At 64.1% G+C, this 15,205-nt stretch carries 11 protein-coding genes; all 11 read right to left on the reverse strand.

The features are described 5' to 3' along the window. Positions 1-42 precede the first annotated feature (42 nt). Positions 43-2,745 (reverse strand): DNA gyrase subunit A, encoded by a 2,703-nt coding sequence (gene gyrA / locus ABB27_RS10915; protein WP_057628735.1) that lies wholly within the window; start codon positions 2,743-2,745, stop codon positions 43-45. Between the two features lie 658 nt (positions 2,746-3,403). Beyond that, positions 3,404-4,465, reverse strand: coding sequence for an S-methyl-5-thioribose-1-phosphate isomerase (gene mtnA / locus ABB27_RS10920; RefSeq protein ID WP_057628736.1), 1,062 nt, complete (start codon positions 4,463-4,465; stop codon positions 3,404-3,406). Between the two features lie 47 nt (positions 4,466-4,512). After that, complete coding sequence (locus ABB27_RS10925; protein WP_057628737.1) at positions 4,513-5,196, reverse strand: DUF3011 domain-containing protein; 684 nt, start codon at positions 5,194-5,196, stop codon at positions 4,513-4,515. A 123-nt stretch (positions 5,197-5,319) separates the two neighbouring features. Continuing rightward, a complete protein-coding gene (gene epmA / locus ABB27_RS10930; RefSeq protein WP_057628738.1) occupies positions 5,320-6,267 on the reverse strand; it encodes an EF-P lysine aminoacylase EpmA in 948 nt (315 codons plus the stop codon). Then, on the reverse strand, positions 6,264-6,740 hold the full coding sequence (locus ABB27_RS10935; protein WP_057628739.1) for a GNAT family N-acetyltransferase: 477 nt from the start codon (positions 6,738-6,740) through the stop codon (positions 6,264-6,266). Before ABB27_RS10935 ends, epmA begins: the two co-directional genes overlap by 4 nt. Beyond that, positions 6,737-9,214 (reverse strand): NAD-dependent DNA ligase LigA, encoded by a 2,478-nt coding sequence (gene ligA / locus ABB27_RS10940; protein ID WP_057628740.1) that lies wholly within the window; start codon positions 9,212-9,214, stop codon positions 6,737-6,739. Before ligA ends, ABB27_RS10935 begins: the two co-directional genes overlap by 4 nt. Before the next feature lie 185 nt (positions 9,215-9,399). Then, positions 9,400-10,134: a cell division protein ZipA gene (zipA, locus tag ABB27_RS10945; RefSeq protein WP_057628741.1), complete on the reverse strand. Its 735-nt coding sequence runs from the start codon at positions 10,132-10,134 to the stop codon at positions 9,400-9,402. A 48-nt stretch (positions 10,135-10,182) separates the two neighbouring features. Beyond that, positions 10,183-13,686, reverse strand: coding sequence for a chromosome segregation protein SMC (gene smc / locus ABB27_RS10950; protein WP_057628760.1), 3,504 nt, complete (start codon positions 13,684-13,686; stop codon positions 10,183-10,185). Between the two features lie 228 nt (positions 13,687-13,914). Then, positions 13,915-14,364 carry a 50S ribosomal protein L9 gene (rplI, locus tag ABB27_RS10955; RefSeq protein ID WP_057628742.1) on the reverse strand — a complete coding sequence of 150 codons (450 nt, stop codon included), beginning with the start codon at positions 14,362-14,364 and terminating at the stop codon, positions 13,915-13,917. A gap of 144 nt (positions 14,365-14,508) precedes the next feature. Next, positions 14,509-14,739: a 30S ribosomal protein S18 gene (gene rpsR / locus ABB27_RS10960; RefSeq protein WP_002804494.1), complete on the reverse strand. Its 231-nt coding sequence runs from the start codon at positions 14,737-14,739 to the stop codon at positions 14,509-14,511. Between the two features lie 11 nt (positions 14,740-14,750). Then, entirely contained in the window at positions 14,751-15,182 is a 432-nt protein-coding gene (gene rpsF, locus ABB27_RS10965; protein ID WP_057628743.1) for a 30S ribosomal protein S6, read from the reverse strand. Between the last annotated feature and the right edge of the window lie 23 nt (positions 15,183-15,205).

The following is a 15,205-nucleotide window of genomic DNA, read 5'->3' on the forward strand; positions in this document are numbered from 1 at the left end:
GCCGGCATGCCGGCGCTTTTCATGACTCAAACCCTGAAGAAATCAGGCCTCGGGTGCTGCCGGAGGCTGCACTTCCGCAGTACCGGCCACATCGTCTTCCAGTGCCTCATCTTCAGCCTCAAGCGATGCATCCAGGCGTTCAACCGCCTGCAGCTTCTCGCCCTTGGACAGACGGATCAGGGTAACGCCCTGGGTGTTGCGGCCGACGCGCGAGATTTCCGAACCACGCGTACGCACCAAGGTGCCGCCGTCGGAGATCAACAACACCTCATCGCCAGTACCCAGCAGCACCGCACTGACCAGCTTGCCGTTGCGTTCGCTGGTCTGGATGCCGATCACGCCCTGCGTGCCACGCCCCTTGCGCGGATAGTCCGCCAGCGGGGTGCGCTTGCCATAGCCGTTCTCGGTCGCGGTGAGGATGTACTGCACGCCAGCATCGTCGGCAACATCGATGATCTCGCCGCTATCCGCTGCCACTTCCTCGACGACAGTGTTCTCGTCTTCGTTCTCGTCTTCGACGCCACCGGCACTTTCGGCAACGATCAGGCTGACAACCTGCTCACCCTTGGGCATCTTGATGCCGCGTACGCCGGTAGCAGTACGGCCCATCGAGCGGACCTTGTCTTCGCCGAAGCGCACCGTCTTGCCATTGGATGCGAACAGCACGATATCGCGCTCACCATCGGTCAGGCCGACGCCAACCAGCGCGTCACCGTCATCCAGGTTGATGGCGATCTTGCCGCGCGCAAGACGGAACGCGAACTCGCTCAGCGGCGTTTTCTTGACCGTACCGTTGCGGGTGGCGAAGAACACGAAGTGGTTCTCGTCGTACTCGCGCACCGGCAGCACGGCCTGCACACGCTCGCCGTTTTCCAGCGCGATCCAGTTGATGATCGGCCGGCCGCGGGCATTGGAACCTGCCTCCGGCAGCTGATGCACCGGCAACCAGAACACCTTGCCCGAGCTGGTGAAGGTCAACAAGGTGTCATGCGTGTTGACCAGCCACAGCTGCTCGATGAAATCCTCGTCCTTGGTCGCGGCGGCGCTGCGGCCACGGCCACCGCGACGCTGCGCGCGGTAGGCACTGACCGGCTGACGCTTGACGTAACCGGCACGCGACAGCGTCACCACCACGTCTTCCGGGGCGATCAGGTCGAGGATGTCCAGATCTTCTTCGCTGTGACGGATTTCGGTACGACGGTTGTCGCCGAACTCGGCACGCACGCTTTCCAGTTCTTCGCGGATGACCTGCAGCAGCACATCCGGGTTTTCCAGGATGCGGATCAGGCCAGCGATGACTTCCAGCAGCTGGCGGTATTCCTCGGTCAGCTTGTCCTGCTCCAGCCCGGTCAGGCGGTGCAGGCGCATTTCCAGAATCTGCGTGGCCTGGACTTCGCTGAGCTGGTAGTTGCCGTTGACCAGACCAATGCTCTTGGGCAGATCTTCCGGACGCGACGCTTCGGCACCTGCGGCACCGAGCAGCGCACCCACCAGACCCGGTTCCCAGACCTTGGAGAGCATGCGCTCCTTGGCTTCGGCCGGGTTGGACGAGGTCTTGATCAGCTCGATCATCTCGTCGATGTTGGCCAGCGCAACCGTCAGGCCTTCCAACACATGCGCACGCGCACGCGCCTTGCGCAGTTCAAAGATGGTGCGGCGGGTGACCACCTCACGCCGATGGCGGACAAACGCCTCCAGCATCTCCTTGAGGTTCATCAACTTCGGGCGGCCATCGACCAGCGCCACCATGTTGATGCCGAACACCGACTCCATCTGGGTCTGCTGGTACAGGTTGTTGAGCACAACCTCGGCCGACTCGCCACGCTTGATTTCGATGTAGATGCGCATGCCGTCCTTGTCGGACTCATCGCGCAGCTCGCTGATGCCTTCGAGCTTCTTTTCCTTGACCAGCTCGGCGATCTTTTCGATCAACCGCGCCTTGTTCACCTGGTACGGGATTTCGGTGACGATGATCGATTCACGACCATTGTCGGCCACTTCGATATCAGCCTTGGCACGGATGCGCACACGGCCACGGCCGGTGCGGTAGCCGGCGATGATGCCGGCGGTGCCATTGATGATGCCGGCGGTGGGGAAATCCGGGCCCGGGATGTATTCCATCAAACCGTCGACATCGATCGACGGCTCGTCGATCAGCGCGATGCAGGCGTTGATGCATTCGGTGAGGTTGTGTGGCGGGATGTTGGTCGCCATGCCCACCGCGATACCGGCCGAACCATTGACCAGCAGGTTCGGGAACCGGGTCGGCATGACCGTCGGCTCCAGTTCCTTTTCGTCGTAATTGGGCTGGAAATCGACGGTTTCCTTGTCGATGTCGGCCATCAGCTCATGCGTCAGGCGCGACATGCGCGCCTCGGTGTAACGCATGGCTGCCGCCGAGTCGCCGTCGACCGAACCGAAGTTACCCTGGCCGTCCACCAGCATGTAACGCAGCGAGAACGGCTGCGCCATGCGCACCAGCGTGTCGTAGACCGACTGATCGCCGTGCGGGTGGTACTTACCGATGACGTCACCGACGATACGCGCCGACTTGTAGTACGGCTTGTTGCTGTGCGCGCCGAGCTCATTCATCGCGAACAGGACGCGGCGATGAACTGGCTTGAGGCCATCGCGGGCATCGGGGAGTGCGCGGCCAACGATCACGCTCATCGCGTAATCGAGGTAGCTCTTGCGCATCTCGTCTTCCAGGTTGACCTGGATGATTTCCTTGGCGGTTTCTGCCATTCGGGTTCCGTTTTCAGGTAGCGATCCTGTCCGGCGACGACTCCTTGACGGGGCGCCTTGCCGGGATCGGGGATCAACCTGCGGAGTTTATCACAAAGGACGGTTTTTCGCCGCCAATTAAGGGGCTTTTACCGGAAGAAATCAGGAACTTAGGGTTGACTGGCGGGTGGCGCCAGGACGCCCTCGACCCGGGCGACAGCGGGCAGGCCTCTGCCGAGCATGGCTCGGCACTACGCCACATCTGTAGAGCGCAGCCATGCTGCGCTGGGGACTACCGAAGGGCCTTGTAGGAGCGGCGTCAGCCGCGAAGCCACCTAGCCCTCAGATCCAGGCAAACCGGCACTTCGAGCACCACCAGTTTCGCGGCTTACGCCGCTCCTGCAAACAGCCGTCGCGGTCCGATGCGGGGCTGGGAAAGCCCCTGCCGAGCATGGCTCGGCACTACGCCACAGCTGTGGAGCCCGACCATGCTGCGCTGGGGACCTGCCGAAGGGTCTTGTAGGAGCGGCGTCAGCCGCGAAGCCACCGCGCCATCAGCTCCCGGCGAACCTGCTCTCCAAGCACCACCAGCTTCGCGGCTGACGCCGCTCCCACAAACAGCCGCGGCAGTCCGATGCGGCGTTGGGAAAGCCCCTGCCAAGCATGGCTCGGCACTACCTCAGGCGAAGGCGGCGGCCATGTTGGCCAGGTCCGGCTTCAGGATCACGCCGCGCTCGGTGACGATGGCATCGATCAGCTCGCCCGGGGTTACGTCGAACACCGGGTTCCAGGCGGCGATGCCCTCGGCCACGGTGCGCACGCCGCCGACGCCGAACAGTTCGCCCGGGTCGCGCTGCTCGATTTCGATCTCATCGCCATGCGCGGTGCCCATGTCCACGGTCGAGGACGGCGCCACCACCATGAACTTGACCCCATGATGGCGGGCGGCGATAGCCAGCTGGTAAGTGCCGATCTTATTTGCGGTATCACCGTTGGCACAGATCCGGTCGGCGCCGACGATCACCCATTGCACCGCGCCGGTCTTCATCAGGTGCGCGGCCGCCGAATCGGCGATCAAGGTCGCGTCGATGCCATCCTGCTGCAGCTCCCATACGGTCAGGCGGGCGCCCTGCAACCAGGGACGGGTCTCGCCGGCAAACACGCGACCGATCCGCTCCTGCGCCACACCTGCGCGTATCACGCCCAGCGCGGTACCGAAGCCGGCGGTGGCCAACGAGCCGGTATTGCAATGGGTCAGCACGCCGCTGCCCGGCGCGATCAAGGCCGCACCCAAGGCACCCATAAGGCGATTGGCGGCCAGATCCTCATCGGCGATGGCCTGGGCTTCCAGCGCTGCCACCTGCTTCCAGTCCGCACCTGCCACGGCCAACGCACGGCGCATCCGCGCCAGCGCCCATGCCAGGTTGACCGCGGTGGGACGCGACGCGTTCAACCGCTCCAGCGCAGGCGCCAGCAGCTGCAATGCCGCCGCGCCGTCGTCGGCCTGCACTTCGCGCGCAGCCAACACCACACCCCACGCCGCCGCGATACCGATGGCCGGCGCGCCGCGCACGGTCAAGGCATGGATGGCCTCGGCGACCGCGTCGCTGTCGTGGCACAGCACATGCTCGACGATAAACGGCAGCTTGCGCTGATCCAGCAGTTCCAAGGCATCACCGGTCCAGCGGATCGGACGGATGTGGTCGTAACGGGCGTAATCAATGGCGGGGGTATCGTTCATGGGTCCATTGTAATCGGCACCGCAAAGCGCGGATCAAACTGCCGGCATCAATCAGCGGAAAATTCGCCGCGGCAGCCCTTGTCCACCCAGATGCCATTGCGGTCCCAGCCCCAGCTGTCGCCCTCGCGGCAAGCGGCGCTGGACAACTGTTCGACCAGGGTGACCCGGCGCGTGACGCTGACACCACATTCGCGGCGCAGCTCGCCCTTGGACTCGCAGACCACCTTGCGCGGTATATCGACAAAGCCCGAGCCATCCTCGGCACCTACTTCGAACTGCCCCTGGCAGCCCCGGCTGACCCAGATTTCCCTGTTGTTATAGCCCCAGCTGCGCCCTTCCCTGCACGGCAGCACCGACTGCTGCCGCAACAGACGCACCGGCGCGCCACGCAACACAACCGGGCAGACCTCCATCCGCCCCCTGGACTCACAGCGCACCACCCGCCGGGTGGTACGGGTAACAGGCCGCGGACGGGCGAACTCGGCACGGCAGCCCTGGCTTACCCACACCGCGCCCTCTTCCGTGCCCCAGCTGGTCTCACGGATGCAGTCGCGCTTGGAGAGTTGCCGGACCAGCTGAACCCCGCCACTGGTATCCATCGGACAAAACGCCCGCTGCTGGTCTTCCGATTCGCAACGCACAACCTGCCTGTCCGCCACCTTGTTCGCAGACTCCTGGGCCGACAGCAACGTCGGCGCCAGCAACAGCAGCAAGCCGCAAACCCGCTTCATCAGACACACCCCACTTGGGTCATGATGGCTTCCGGTAGTGAACACACTGCCTGATCCGCTGTTAGCAACACATCATCATCGTCAAGCCGATCCTACAGGTCCGTGAGCAAAGATGGACCGGGTTCAGGCGTTGGCGAAATCAAATGCCAACACATCGGCGATGCGCGTAGTCCCCGCCAGCGCCATCAGCAGGCGGTCCACGCCTACCGCGACACCGGCACAGGCGGGCAGCGACGGCAGTGCCGCCAACAGGGCCTCATCCAGCGGCGGTTGTTCCGCACCGCGCGCGGCACGCACGGCCAGATCGCGCTCGAACCGCTGCCGCTGCTCCTGCGCGTCGTTCAGCTCGTGATAGCCATTGGCAAGTTCAACCGCGCCGAGATAGAGCTCGAAGCGCTCAGCCACCGGCGGTGTGCCGGGACGGATTTTTGCCAGCGCCGCCTGGCTGGCCGGCCAATCATGGATCACCGTTATGGTGCCCGGGTCGAACTGGGCCTGGATACGGTGGGTCATCAGCAGATCCAGCCAGTCATCGCGGGTCAGCCCATCGGCGACGATGCCAACATCGCCCAGCCCTGCACGCAACTGCGCCTCATCGGCCAGGAACGGATCCAGCGCCACCGCCCCGATGAACAGATCACGGTAGCTGACGATGCGCACTGCTGCCGGCGGGCGCTCGACCAGCGCCAGCGACGCCTGCACTAGGGCAATGGTTTCTTCGATCAAACGATGATGGTCCCAACCCACCCGATACCACTCCAGCATGGTGAACTCGGGATTGTGGCGGCCGCCGGCCTCGCCGTTGCGGAACACCCGGCCAAGTTCATAGCAATCGCCCACGCCGGCCGCCAACAGGCGCTTGAGCGGATATTCCGGCGAGGTGCGCAGCCAGCGCTGTGCCGGGCCGGCATCGACATGACCGCTGAAGCGGGTATGGAAGCCTTCGATGTTCGGCTCGGTATTGCCTGCCGCCGACATGATCGGCGTTTCGACTTCCAATACATCGCGCTCGGCAAAAAACTGCCGGATCAGGGCGTTCAAACGGGCACGCTGACGCAGGGCCGCGATCACGAGTGCAGACGTCCGGCAGCCCCGCTCAGCGCGAGGGTCAGGATGTCGCGCTCATCGTCGCGATAGCCCGCCGACAAATACAGGGCCTTGGCTTTGGCATTGTGGTGATTCACTTCCAGACGGATCACCGCCGCGCCCTGCCCCGCTGCCCAGTCGCGGGCCAGCGCCAAGGCCTGCCGGCCCCAGCCGCGGCCGCGCGCGGCCGGGCCCAGATACAACTCGTCCAACAGCACGAAGCGGCCACCCTGCTCGACGCTGAAGCACCAGCCCAGGGTGATGTAGCCCACCACCTGGTCATCGGCCAGCAGCAACAGCGCGGCGCCGCAACTGGGCTCGTCCAGCAAGGTATGCAGGCCCGGCTCAACCCGTTCGGCGATATAGGGAATCTGATCTTCCACGTAGAAATCGCGCACCATCGCGATCAACTGCGGGAAGTCCGCCGGTTGCGCAACGCGCACCTTGATTTCACTCATGCCTGTTCTCCATTGTCGGCGAGGAAGGCGAGCAGACGTGCTTCGTCCCAGACCTCCACACCGAGCTCGTTTGCCTTGTCCAACTTGGAACCGGCCTCAGTGCCGGCCACCACGAAACTGGTTTTCTTCGACACGCTGCCTGAAACCTTGGCACCCAATGCCTCCAGCCTGGCCTTGGCCTCGTCGCGGCTCATCTGCGCCAGCGTGCCGGTCAGCACCACGGTCTTGCCATCAAGCACACCAGCGACCTGTTGCTGCTGCAATGGCGTGATCGCCAGCAGGCGCTCCAATGCCGCACCGGCTTCGCTGAACAACTGCGCGTTGGCATCCACGTTCAACCATGCCACCAGGGCATTGGCCGTTTCTGCCGGCAGGCCCGCTGTCATGAAGTTGTGCGCTTCCTCGTCGAGGATTGCTGCAGTGGAGCGGAACGCTTCCGCCAGCTGACGCGCGCGTACTGGCGTGACCTTGGGTATCTCCAGATCGGCCAGCAGCGTTGCCAGATTCAGATCCGTCCGCAGCTTGGCGTTGGGCGCATGCGTATCGCTGATCTGCACGCCACGCGCCAGCAGTGCGTCGATGGCCTGCTGATTGCCCGGCTGGGCCATGAAGTGGCCAATCGAGCGGGCTACTTCGCCGCCGATGTCCGGCACGCGCTTGAACAGTGGCCAGGGCAGATGGCGGATCAACTCGAGGTCACCAAACCAGGCCGACAAGGCCTTGGCGGTGCTTTCGCCCACATGCTCGATGCCCAGCGCGAACAGCAGCCGCTCCAGGGTGGTGTTGCGGCTGGCGGCAATCGCCGCAATCAGGTTGTCGGCCCACTTGGTGGCGATCTTCTTGGTGTTCCACTGGAAGCTGGCCGGCACCGACAAGGCCTGCGCCCGCCACGCGGCGTCATTCGCATCCAGCTTGAGGATGCGATTCAACGTGTCGCCGCTGCCCTCCGGCCGCAGGTGCAGGCCGAGCTGCGAAGCCAGGCCCTCCGGCGAATCGGCGTCCAAGGCCAACTTCAACACCAGCAACTGATCGCGGTTGAGTGCGTACAGATCGGCGACGCCACGCACGATGCCTGCATCCACCAGCACTTCGATGTACTTGTCACCCAAGCCATCGATATCCATCGCCTTGCGTGAAGCGAAGTGGGCAATGGCTTCCTTGCGCTGCGCCGGGCAGCTCAGTTCACCCGAGCAGCGCCAGGCGGCCTCGCCTTCCTCGCGCACGATTTCCGAACCACACACCGGGCAGGCGCGCGGCATCTGCCACGGCGTGGTGCCTTCAGGGCGGCGCTCAACAATGACGCTGACCACTTCCGGGATCACATCGCCGGCACGGCGCACGATCACCGCATCGCCGACGCGTACGTCCAGGCGCGCGATTTGGTCGGCGTTATGCAAGGTCGCGTTGGTGACGACGACACCGGCCACATGCACCGGCTTCAATCGAGCTACCGGGGTGGCCGCGCCGGTGCGGCCGATCTGGATCTCGATCGCCTCGACCGTGGTGGTCTGTTCCTGCGCCGGGAATTTATGCGCGATCGCCCAGCGCGGGGCGCGCGCGACAAAGCCCATTTCCTGCTGGCCTTCGCGGTCGTCGAGCTTGTAGACCACGCCGTCGATGTCATAGGCCAGGCTGTCGCGGCGTTCGCCGATATCACGGTAATACGCCAACAGACCTTCAGCGCCCTGTACCACCTTGCACAGGTCGCTGACCGGAAAACCCCATTGCGCCAGCTGGGCGAGCGTTGCCGAATGGGTCTCGGGCAGCTCGCCACCGGCGACCTCGCCCAGGCCATAGGCATAGAAACTCAGGGGCCGTTGCGCACTGATCTTCGGATCGAGCTGGCGCAGGGAACCGGCCGCGCCGTTGCGCGGATTGGCCAGCACCTTGCCACCATGCAGGCGTGCCTGCTCGTTGTAACGCTCGAAATCCGCGCGCGGCATATAAACCTCGCCACGCACTTCCAACACTTCCGGCCAGCCCTGGCCCTGCAGCTGCTGCGGGATGACCTTGATCTGGCGCAGGTTGGCGCTGACATCCTCGCCGGTGGCGCCATCGCCACGGGTCGCGCCCTGCACGAACACGCCATTCTCATAGCGCAGATTGATGGCCAGGCCATCGAGCTTGGGCTCGGCGGAGAAGAACAGTTCGCGACGGTGCAGGCGCTCATCGATGCGACGCACGAAGTCATGCACCTCGGCATCGCTGAAGGCATTGCCCAGCGACAGCATCGGCACCACATGCACCACTTCGGGAAAACGCGAGGAAGGCTTGCCGCCAACCTGATGACTGGGCGAGTCGGCGCTATCCAGTTCCGGATGCGCCGCTTCCAGCGCCTCCAGCTCACGCATCAACCGGTCGTACTCGGCGTCCGGGATGATCTGTTCGTCGTGCTCGTGATAGGCGCGCGAGGCGGCGGCCAGCTGGCGGCGGAGTTCGCTGATGCGCTGGGTGACGGCGGTGTTCTGGTTCATGCTGTGATTTTACCTGCGCCCGGTGTTGGCGCGGTAAAGCTCTGTGCTGCGGGGAGTCTGTAGTTACTGCGAACAGCACCCCTCCCCGGCCCTCCCCTACGCTGCGCGCAAGGGAGGGGGAAGAGCTCAGCCCCCTCCCTTTGCCGCAGGCAAGGGGAGGGTTGAGGAGGGGTAGCTTTAGAGCCTTACCAACGCGGCGACTTGGTCAACGGCGGCGCCTGGTGCTGGCGGTCATAGGCGCGCAGGTCGTCGCGGATATGCGCGATACGCTGGCGGCCCAGGGCGTTGCGGCTGTCATCGAGCACCACGCCGTCCAGCAGTTCGCCCATGCGCTGTACGGTCGGCAGCATCTTTTCCCAGGCATCGAGCGCGGTCATCGGCGCCGGCAGGGTCAGGAAGAAGGCGATGGCCGGCGTTTCCATGTCGCGGATATTGGCCATGTCGAAACTGCCCGGCTTCATGATGCTGGCCATCGAGAAGATCGGGCCGCGCTCGGAATGCCCTTCCACCAGACGGTGGAACACATTCATGTAGCCGAACACCAGGCCGGTCTTTTCCGCCGCCACCACGATGTCTTCGCCACGCAATACCTGCCCGGAACGGGCGGCCACGTACAGTGAGACGATCTTGTCGAAGTCCTGGCTTGGGCGCTTGCCCAGTTCACTGAGGTTGCCTGCGTCCACGTCCGGCAGGCCCAGCTCGGGCTGGCTTACGGTTTCGCCCGTAGCGGCGCCCTCACCCGCCTCGGCAACGCCGTCGGCAGCGCCCAGCACCGGCTCACGCCGCGGACGCTCGGCATCGGCCGGCTCCTTGCGCTTGCCTTGGGCCAGCCGCTTGGGCCGGCTGAAAAAGAAAATGGCTGCGACCAGCAAAACGCCGGCCACCAGAATGCCGATACGCAACAGTGCCGTGTCAGACATACGTTGCAGTCTCCGGGTTAATCGTTCAGGTGGTTAAAGGATGGCACGTCAAGCGGCGCCCGCCAATCGGGCAGCCTCTTCCAGATCCACACTGACCAGCCGGCTGACGCCCGGCTCGCGCATGGTGACGCCCGACAACTGGTGCGCAGCCTCCATCGTCGCCTTGTTGTGGCTGACGAACAGGAACTGCACTTTCTCACTCATTTCCTTGACCATATTGGCCAGGCGGCCGACGTTGGCCTCGTCCAGCGGCGCGTCCACCTCGTCCAGCAGGCAGAACGGGGCCGGGTTGAGCTGGAAGATGGCAAACACCAGCGCCACCGCGGTCATCGCCTTCTCGCCACCGGACAGCAGCGAGATATTGGACACACGCTTGCCCGGCGGCCGCGCCATGATGGTCACGCCGGTGTCGAGCAGGTCTTCGCCGGTCAGTTCCAGATAGGCGTGGCCACCGCCGAACAGGCGCGGATACAGGGCCTGCACACCGGCGTTGACCCGGTCGAAGGTGTCCTTGAAGCGGCCACGGGTTTCGCGGTCGATCTTGCGGATGGCGTCTTCCAGGGTTTCCAAGGCGGTATTCAAATCGGTGTTCTGCGCCTCCAGATACTCCGAGCGCTGCGAGGCCTCGCCGTATTCGTGGATTGCCGCCAGGTTGACCGGCTCCAGGCGACGCATGCGGCCGTCGATCTGATGCACCGCCGATTCCCAATCCGCCAGGCGGGCATCCTCGGGCAAGGTGTTGATCACGTCCTGCAGCACAAAGCCCGCCTTCTCCACCGCCGCGGACAACTGCTCGGCACTGAGCACCAGCGCCTGCTGGTCCAGCTTGCGCTGGGAAATACGTTCGCGCTGCGCCAAGGCCTGTTCGTCGCGCTGATGGCGGGTCTGCTCCAGACCACGCAGCTCGTGATCAATGCCATCCAACAAGGTGCGCGCTTCGGCCAGCACGCGATCCACGCGTACGCGCTCGGCCAATGCGTTCTGATGCTCCGCTTCCAGCGTATGCACCGGTGTATCGCCTTCGTCCAGCTGCGAGTGCAACTCGCCCAGCCGTGAATCAAGCTGGCCGCGCTGGCTGCCCATGCGCTCCAGCGCGTGGCTCAGCGAGCTGATCTGGGTACGCTGCGATTCCAGCGTCAACGCCAATGCATGCATGCTGTCGCGCACATTGCGCGCGGCGTCGCGGGCCAGATCGCGCGCCTCGCTCATCTGCCGACGCTCGCCTTCCAGCGCATGCCGGACCGATTCCAGATCGCCCATGCTGGAAACCGCCTCATCCAGCCGCAGACGTGCTTCGCTGGCCTGTTCGCGGCTGACGTCCAGCGTCTCCAGCAACTGCGCCAGTTCGGCTTCGATGCGTTCGATGCGCGTGCGGGTGGATTCCAGCTTGCCTTGATGGCTCTGCAACTGCCCCGCCAGCTCGGATGCGCCGCGGTGCGCCTGGTACAACGAGCGCTGCACGTCTTCGCGCTGCTGCTCGGCCGCCAGCAGTTGATCGCGGAAGGCGGCAAGCTGCGTTTCCAGCGTACTTTCACGCTCCTGCAGGGTCTCGATCTGCGCACGCAGGGTGACGATCTCGCGCTCGCGCAGCAATGCGCCCTGCTCGGCCGCACCGGAGCGCGAAAAGCGCACCCAGCCCTGCCCCAGGCGTTCGCCGCTGCGGGTGATCACCGATTCGCCATCGCCCAGCTTGCGCTGCAGCTGCTGCGCCTGGGCCAGATCCTCGGCACCATGCAGATGCGCCAGCAGGCGACGGATGGCCAACGGCCCCTGTACTTTCGCCGCCAGCGAGGTCGGCGCGAAATCCGCCTTGCCCTCGGCATCAGCGACCAGTGCGATACGTCCTTCAGCCAACTCGCCGAGTGCATCGACCAGGGCTTCCGGTGCATCCACCAGCACGCCTTCGATCAATTGCCCCAGCGCGCTTTCAACAGCGTTTTCCCAGCCACCTTCAACGGTGATGCGCTCACCGACGCGCGTAGCCGAATCCAGCCCACGCGCCTTCAGCCATGCGGCGGCGGCACCCTGCTCCTGGCCGAGCGCTGCCTGCTGCAGCGTCTCCAACGAGGACAGCCGGCCACGCGCGGACTGCGCCTGCTTGCGCACCTCGGCAAGCTCGGTCTGCCCGGCGCGCTGCTGCTCCTGCAATGCAGCCACCGACTGCTTGCGCGCTTCGACCTGTGCATTCAAGGTCTCCAGCGCGGTCTTCTGGGTTTCGTGCTCCAGCTGCAACTGCTCGAAGGCCTCGGCCAGCGCATCCAGATCCAACCCGGCGCGCTCGGCCTGCAGGGCTTCGCGGCGGCGATCGGCCTCCAGGATCTGCTTGTCCAGGTAATCCACGCGGGTGCGCTCAACCTCGCCCGAGCGCGTCGCCTCGGAGGTATTGCGGTTGTGCGCTTCCCAACGCTGCTGCCAATCGGCCAGCTTGGCCTCGGCCTCGCGCAGCGCTTCCTGGCGGATTTCATTGTCTTCCTGCAACTGCTCAAGCTGCGGCTCGGCGTTTTCGACCGACTCGCGCAGCACGATCAACTTCGCTTCGTCACCACTGATGTGCTGGCCAAGTTCGGACAGCGCCTGGCGGGTTTCATCGCGCGCCTTGTGCAGGCGCTGCGCCAGTTCCCGCTGGTGGTGGATCTGCTGCTCAAGCCGGGCCAGGGTGCTCCCCACCTGGTAGACGTCGGCCTGCGCCTTGTTCAAATTCTCGGCGGCCTCTTCGCGGCGCACGCGGCCGGTTTCAATACGGGTTTCAGCATCACGCTGTTCGGCGATCAGCTGCTGCAGCTTGGTTTCCTCGCGCGCCAGCGCTTCGCGCAGGCCGCTCAGGCGACCGTCCAGGCCGCGGTATTCCAGTGCCTTCCACTCCGCGTCCTTGACCCGCCGTTCTTCCTGCAGCGCCTGGTACTGCTCGGCCTGCCGCGCCTGCCGCTTGAGGTGTTCAAGCTGCTTGCCGATCTCCTCGCGCAGGTCGTTGAGCCGGTCCAGGTTCTCGCGGGTGTGGCGGATGCGGGTTTCGGTTTCCTTGCGGCGCTCCTTGTACTTGGAGATGCCGGCGGCCTCTTCCAGGTACACGCGCAGGTCTTCCGGCCGCGCCTCGATGATCTGGCTGATCATGCCCTGCTCGATGATCGAGTAGCTGCGCGGGCCAAGCCCGGTGCCGAGGAACAGATCGGTGATATCGCGGCGGCGGCACTTGGTACCGTTCAGGTAATAGTTGCTGCTGCCGTCACGGCTGACCGTGCGCTTGACCGAAATCTCGTTGAACGAGGCGTACTCACCGGAGATGGTGTGGTCGCTATTGTCGAAGATCAGCTCAACCGTGGCCTGCGACACCGGCTTGCGACCGGCCGAGCCGGAGAAGATCACGTCGGTCAGCGAATCGCCACGCAGGCGGCTGGCCGAGCTTTCGCCCATGACCCAGCGCACCGCATCGATGATGTTGGACTTGCCACAGCCATTCGGACCGACGACGCCGGTCATATTGGTCGGCAGGTGCAACGTCGTGGGATCGACGAACGACTTGAAACCGGAGAGCTTGATCGTGGATAGACGCATGGAATCTGGCTGTTGGCGGATATCGGCAACCACTGCCGACACCCGGAATGAGGTTCCGGAGGTTTCGCCCCCGAACTCAAGTCATTGATATTCCGGAGAATTCAAAAGACCAAGCACGGCACTGGCACCCGAGTATAGCGACACCCATGGCCGCCAGCGCCCACCACCGGCCGGGCAAAAGAAACGGGCGCCTTGCGGCGCCCGTTCTTTACAGCCAGTCCGGCAGAATCAAGCGTCGGATTCGACGATGACCTTGACGGTGGCTTCCACGTCGGCGTGCAGCTTGACGATGACATCGAACTCGCCAACGTTGCGGAAAGCGCCTTCGCCCATGATCACTTCGCTCTTGTTCAGCTCCAGGCCGGCAGCGGTGAAGGCTTCAGCGATATCACGCGGGCCAACCGAGCCGTACAGCTTGCCTTCGGTCGAAGCGTGCGCAGCGATGGTGACGCTGGCGCCTTCGAACTTGGCAGCGCGGGCTTCGGCACCGTTGTGCGAGGCCTGGGCCTTGGCTTCGTACTCAGCGCGCTTGGCTTCGAACTCGGCGATGTTGGTCTCGGTGGCCGGCACGGCCTTGCCCTGCGGCACGAGGAAGTTACGGCCGTAGCCCGGCTTCACATCAACCAGGTCGCCCAGGCCGCCGAGGTTGGTCACTTTCTGGATAAGAATCAGCTTCATTGTGTAGCTCCGTTATTCGTTAGCGGCGCCAATGGCACCGCAACGCTTGCTGTCCGAATAGGACGGTGGGTACGGAAAATCCGGCCAAGGCCGGATTTCCTGTCGAGAGCCCGCAACGCGTGCGGGCTCTTCCGATAGCTCGGATTAGACGTCGTGGTTGTCCGTGTACGGGATCAGGGCCAGGAAACGGGCGCGCTTGACGGCCGTGGCCAGCTGGCGCTGGTACTTGGACTTGGTGCCGGTCACGCGGCTCGGAACGATCTTGCCGTTCTCGGTCAGGTACTGACGCAGGGTGTTGAGATCCTTGTAATCGATCTCTTTCACGCCTTCAGCGGTGAACTTGCAGAACTTACGACGGCGGAAGAACTTGGACATGAAAGTGCTCCTTATTCAGCAGAAGCGGCGTCATCGCCGGCTTCGTCATTGGTGGAAGTGGCACCTTCTTCGTCGTCACGACGACGGCGCTCGCCACGCTCGGGCTTGTCACCCTTCTCGTCCTTGCTCTTCATGATCAGCGACTGCTCGGTGTCAGCCTCGTCACGCTTGATGACCAGGTTGCGCAGCACGGCGTCGTTGAAACGGAAGCTCTCGGTCAGTTCGTTCAGAACTGCCTGGTCGGCTTCGATGTTCAGCAGAACATAGTGAGCCTTGACCAGATTCTGGATCGGGTAAGCCAGCTGACGACGGCCCCAATCTTCCAGACGGTGGATGGTGCCGTTGCCGGCTTCGACCAGCGCCTTGTAGCGCTCGATCATGGCGGGGACCTGTTCGCTCTGATCCGGGTGGACCAGGAACACGACTTCGTAATGACGACTCATGTTTTTATACCTTTCGGATATAG

This window comes from Stenotrophomonas terrae (genome assembly GCF_001431465.1).
GTDB classification, from domain to species: domain Bacteria; phylum Pseudomonadota; class Gammaproteobacteria; order Xanthomonadales; family Xanthomonadaceae; genus Stenotrophomonas; species Stenotrophomonas terrae.